Below are 4751 nucleotides of genomic sequence, written 5' to 3' on the forward strand. Positions count from 1 at the left end.
GGGCGAATCCTATTCGCCGCGACATGCTGTAGCGTGCTCGAAAACCGGCAATGAAGCGCTTCAGCGTGCCGTCATCGCGTTGCGGAACGCTTCCAGCGTCTCGGCGCTGACATGGTGCTCGATGCCCTCGGCGTCGATGCGCGCCGTCTCGGCGCTGACGCCGAGCGAGCGCAGGAAGGCCTCGACCGTCTGGTGGCGGATGCGGCTTTCCTCGGCGACCTTGCGCCCGGCTTCGGTCAGGAACACGCCGCGATAGGGTTTTCGCGACACCAGCCCGTCGGCGCAGAGCCGCGTCAGCATCTTGGCCACCGTCGGCTGGGCGACGCCGAGCCGCGCGGCGATGTCGACCTGGCGCGCCTCGTTGCCGTCCTCGATCAGGTCGGCGATCAGTTCGACATAATCCTCGACCAAAGCGCTGCGGCGCGCTTCGCGCGTATGCCGGAACCCTTCCGAATGGACATCGGCATCGAGCAACGGCTCACGCGGGACCGGTCTGTTCTTCAGCGCCAATGCGCGCTCCTCCTCGGAAATTTAGCCGTCGCTGCTTTTATAGCACGGGCTCTGATTCTTCAGGCCCTTTATTTGGAGGCATGCTTGTCGAACGGCAAGCGGATCGACATGCTTTGGGACGATGTTCTTCCGCCAGCTATGCCCTCGATGAGAAAGCAGAACCAATCCGGTAGCATTGTCCGTGGCGCCCGCCGCCATATTTGGATGTTGCTGATCTGAAGCCGCCGGACTGCAATCACCGCCAGGGAGAAAACATGACCCGCAGTGACGTTCTCATCGTAGGTGCCGGCCCTACCGGCCTGGTGCTGGCGCTTTGGCTCACCAAGCTGGGTGTCGGCGTCCGCATCGTAGACAGGACCGCCGAGCCGGGCACGACGTCGCGCGCCTTGGCCATTGCCGCGCACACGCTCGAACTCTACCGTCAACTCGATCTGGCCGATGCCGTGATCGCGCGCGGCCACAAGGTGCGCGCCGCCAATTTGTGGGTGCGAGGTCAAGCGGAAGCGCGCATACCGTTCGCGGCGATCGGTGAGGATCTATCGCCCTATTCGTTTTTGCAAATCTTTCCGCAGGACGAGCACGAACGCCTTCTGATCGAACGGCTCGGACAATTGGGCGTCACCGTCGAGCGGCGGACCGAATTGCATGACTTCACCGACCGTGGCGACCATATTGTCGCCCACCTGCGCGGCGAGCACGGCGAGGAGACGGCCGAGTTCAGCTATCTGGCTGGTTGTGACGGCGCGCGTTCCTTGGTGCGTGAGACGATATCGGCGGGTTTTTCCGGCGGCACCTACCGTGAACTTTTCTACGTCGCGGATGTCGAGGCATCAGGTGCTTCGATCAATGGCGAATTGCATGTCGATCTCGACGAAGCGGACTTCCTGGCGATCTTTCCCTTGGCGGACACGCGTCGTGCTCGGCTGATCGGTACGGTCCGGGACGAGCGCGCGGATCAGGCCGACACGCTGACATTCGACGACGTCAGCCGCCAGGCGATCGAAAACCTCAAGATCAAGATCGAAAAGGTGAACTGGTTTTCGACCTACCACGTCCACCACCGCGTGGCCGGTCAATTCCGCAAGGGCCGCGCCTTCCTGCTGGGCGACGCGGCGCATATCCACAGTCCAGTCGGCGGACAAGGGATGAACACCGGGATCGGGGACGCGATCAATCTTGCATGGAAACTGTCTTGCGTGCTCGCGGCGCGGGCGCCCGATGCCTTGCTCGACAGCTACGAGATCGAGCGCATCGCATTTGCCAGACGCCTCGTCGCCACCACCGATCGCATCTTCACCTTCGTCACTGCCGACGGGCGCATCGCCGACCTCGTGCGCACGCGCATCGCGCCGATTGTCGTGCCCAGGATCCTCGGCATCGACCGGGTTCGCGAATTCATCTTCCGCACCGTTTCGCAGATCGCCCTCAACTACCGCCAAAGCCCACTCAGCGAAGGAGCCGCGGGCGAAGTCCGCGGCGGCGAGCGGCTGCCATGGGCCCCGGTCGATGGATTGGACAATTTTGCCTCGCTCGCCGCGATACAATGGCAGATCCATATCTACGGCGTCGCCGGTGAGGATGTCAGGTCCTGGTGCGAGCGCCATCGGGTTCCGCTGACCGTCTTCGACTGGCGGCCTGCCTATGAAGAGGCGGGCCTGGCCCGCGATGCGCTCTATCTTCTGCGGCCCGACACCTATGTGGCGCTCGCCGATCCCAAGGCTTCGGTCGATACGCTCGAGCGTTATTGCAGCGACAGAGGGATTTCTGTCGGAAGCGCGCGCTAGGTGGCTCGGATACGATCCGATTGATTGTCCGCCTCCTCCGACAAAATGCCGGCAAAAAGCACCGACAATGAAATATAGCATATTGCATAATGTTGAGCCATGGCATACCCTATGGGTGTCCTCCAGAAGCAGCGGAAAGCCTTTTCATGTCAGAAGCAGACGTCACAGCCCCTCGGTCCGCGTGGCGGTTCGCCAGACGGGACGAAGACGATCAGCCCAGCTTGCGCGAGGTCAATTCCACCATCGCCGTGCCGACATCGGGCGTCTGGTTCCGCCGGCTGTTCGCCTTCATGGGCCCGGGCTACATGGTCTCGGTCGGCTATATGGACCCGGGCAACTGGGCGACCGACCTCGCCGGCGGCGCCCAGTTCGGCTACACGCTCTTGTTCATCATCATGCTGTCGAACCTGATGGCGATCCTGCTGCAGGCGCTGGCCGCCCGGCTTGGCATCGCCACCGGCCGCGACCTCGCCCAAGCCTGCCGCGCTTACTACCCGCGCCCGGTCAACTTCGTCCTGTGGATCGCCTGCGAACTCGCCATCATCGCCTGTGACCTCGCTGAAGTCATCGGCACGGCGATCGCGCTGCAACTCCTGTTCGGCATTCCGCTGATCGGCGGCGCCATACTGACCGCGCTCGATGCTTTCCTCGTGCTGCTCCTGATGAACAAGGGTTTCCGCTATCTCGAAGCCTTCGTCGTCGCGCTCCTGATCATCATTTTCAGCTGCTTTGCCATCCAGATCTTCGTTGCCGCCCCGCCGGCCGGCACGATCCTGCATTCGATGTTCGTGCCGTCCTCCGAGATCGTCACCAACCCGGCGATGCTCTACATCGCCATCGGCATCATCGGCGCCACGGTGATGCCGCATAATCTCTATTTGCACTCCTCGATCGTGCAGACCCGCGCCTATGAGCGCACCGAGGCGGGCAAACGCGATGCGATCAAATGGGCAACGACGGACTCCACCATTGCCCTGATGCTGGCGCTGTTCGTCAACGCCGCCATCCTGATCGTCGCGGCGGTCGCTTTCCACGACACCGGCCACCAGGATGTCGCCGAGATCGACCAGGCATTCAAGCTGCTGTCGCCGCTGCTAGGCCTGGGCATCGCCTCGATCCTGTTCGCCGTGGCACTGCTGGCCTCGGGCCTCAACTCGACGGTGACGGCAACGCTCGCCGGCCAGATCATCATGGAAGGTTTCCTGCGCCTGCGTATCCCCAACTGGGCACGGCGTCTGCTGACGCGCGGCCTCGCCATCGTTCCGGTGGTGGTGGTCACCGCGCTCTACGGCGAGAAGGGCACCGGCCAGTTGCTGGTGTTCAGCCAGGTTGTGCTGTCCATGCAGCTGCCCTTCGCGGTCATCCCGCTGGTGCAGTTCGTCTCCGACAAGAAGAAGATGGGCAACCTCGCCATCCCGCGTGGCGTGGCGGCATTGGCCTGGGTGGTCGCGGCCATCATCCTGGTGCTCAATTTCAAGCTGCTTTATGACACCATGTCAGGCGCCGGCTGAAGTTCCGTTTAATCCCGGGACAAACCGCCGGATTGCTCTATCTTTCCTGATGCCATGAGCAACATCCAAGACATCAGGAAGTTCTACGCAAGGCTGATGGCGGCCAACGCCGGCTCGCCGGATCCGCGGCTGGAAGATGTGTTTGCCAGCGTGCCGCGCGAAGCCTTCCTCGGTCCCGGACCATGGACGGTCATCACCGGCAGCGCCAGGCTCGCGACGCCAAGCGCCGACCCGGCTCACATCTACCAGAATGTGCTGGTGGCGCTCGATGCCGACAAGGGCATCAACAGTGGCGAGCCCTTCCTGCACGCCATGTGGATCGGAAAACTCGCGCCGAAGCCTGGTGAGGTCGTCACGCATATCGGTGCCGGCAGCGGTTACTACACGGCTTTGCTGGCAAAACTGGTTTTACCAGGCGGCACCGTCACCGCCTTCGAGATCGACAAGAACCTGGCCGAACTGGCGCGCAAGAATCTCGAAGCCTATGGCAATGCGACTGTCATCCATGGCGATGCCGTGACCTCGCCCCTGCCGCCGTCGGACATCGTCTATGTCAATGCTGGTGTCGTGGCCCCTCCCCCCGGATGGCTGAAGGCGTTGCGCCCCGGCGGCCGCATGATCTTCCCGTGGCGTCCGGCCGAGAGCGTTCCGTTCGCGGTGTTGGTGACCCGCACCGAAAAAGGCTTCGCCTGCCATCCGTTCATGCGCTCGTGGTTCATCCCTTGCGTCGGGGCGTCGACCGCGGATACCGCCGCGAAGATTCCGACACGCGAGGAGGCCGCGCGCAGCCGCTCGATCTGGATGATTGACGACAGGCAGCCGGACAGCACTGCCACCGCGACCTTCGGCGAAGTCTGGTTCTCCTCCGACCCCGTTCACGCCGGCGACAACGGCTAATGCATGTCGCCCGGAAGTGTCCTCGGTTCCGGGATAACGACATGCATAA

General features: G+C 63.0%; 4 protein-coding genes. 3 read left to right on the forward strand and 1 reads right to left on the reverse strand.

The genetic code is table 11. The features are described from left to right. Positions 1–60 precede the first annotated feature (60 nt). Complete coding sequence (gene mntR, locus C7I87_RS25240) at positions 61–510, reverse strand: manganese-binding transcriptional regulator MntR (RefSeq protein ID WP_149906772.1); 450 nt, start codon at positions 508–510, stop codon at positions 61–63. A 254-nt stretch (positions 511–764) separates the two neighbouring features. On the opposite strand from mntR, the gene C7I87_RS25245 reads away from it, so the two are divergent. The 3 genes from C7I87_RS25245 to C7I87_RS25255 all read left to right on the forward strand — a co-directional run bounded on the left by C7I87_RS25245 (position 765) and on the right by C7I87_RS25255 (position 4702). Continuing rightward, positions 765–2294, forward strand: coding sequence for an FAD-dependent monooxygenase (locus C7I87_RS25245; protein WP_149906773.1), 1530 nt, complete (start codon positions 765–767; stop codon positions 2292–2294). A gap of 146 nt (positions 2295–2440) precedes the next feature. Beyond that, positions 2441–3805 carry an Nramp family divalent metal transporter gene (locus C7I87_RS25250; RefSeq protein ID WP_149906774.1) on the forward strand — a complete coding sequence of 455 codons (1365 nt, stop codon included), beginning with the start codon at positions 2441–2443 and terminating at the stop codon, positions 3803–3805. A 54-nt stretch (positions 3806–3859) separates the two neighbouring features. After that, entirely contained in the window at positions 3860–4702 is an 843-nt protein-coding gene (locus C7I87_RS25255; RefSeq protein ID WP_188393990.1) for a protein-L-isoaspartate O-methyltransferase family protein, read from the forward strand. Positions 4703–4751: the final 49 nt, after the last annotated feature.

It is taken from the genome of Mesorhizobium sp. SARCC-RB16n, assembly GCF_008520305.1.
Classification (GTDB): domain Bacteria; phylum Pseudomonadota; class Alphaproteobacteria; order Rhizobiales; family Rhizobiaceae; genus Mesorhizobium.

Excerpts from the sequence above, each read along its gene's own strand:
- C7I87_RS25245 (WP_149906773.1), top strand. The coding sequence starts at position 765 with ATGACCCGCAGTGACGTTCTCATCGTAGGTGCCGGCCCTACCGGCCTG.
- C7I87_RS25250 (WP_149906774.1), top strand. The coding sequence starts at position 2,441 with ATGTCAGAAGCAGACGTCACAGCCCCTCGGTCCGCGTGGCGGTTCGCC.
- C7I87_RS25255 (WP_188393990.1), top strand. The coding sequence starts at position 3,860 with ATGAGCAACATCCAAGACATCAGGAAGTTCTACGCAAGGCTGATGGCG.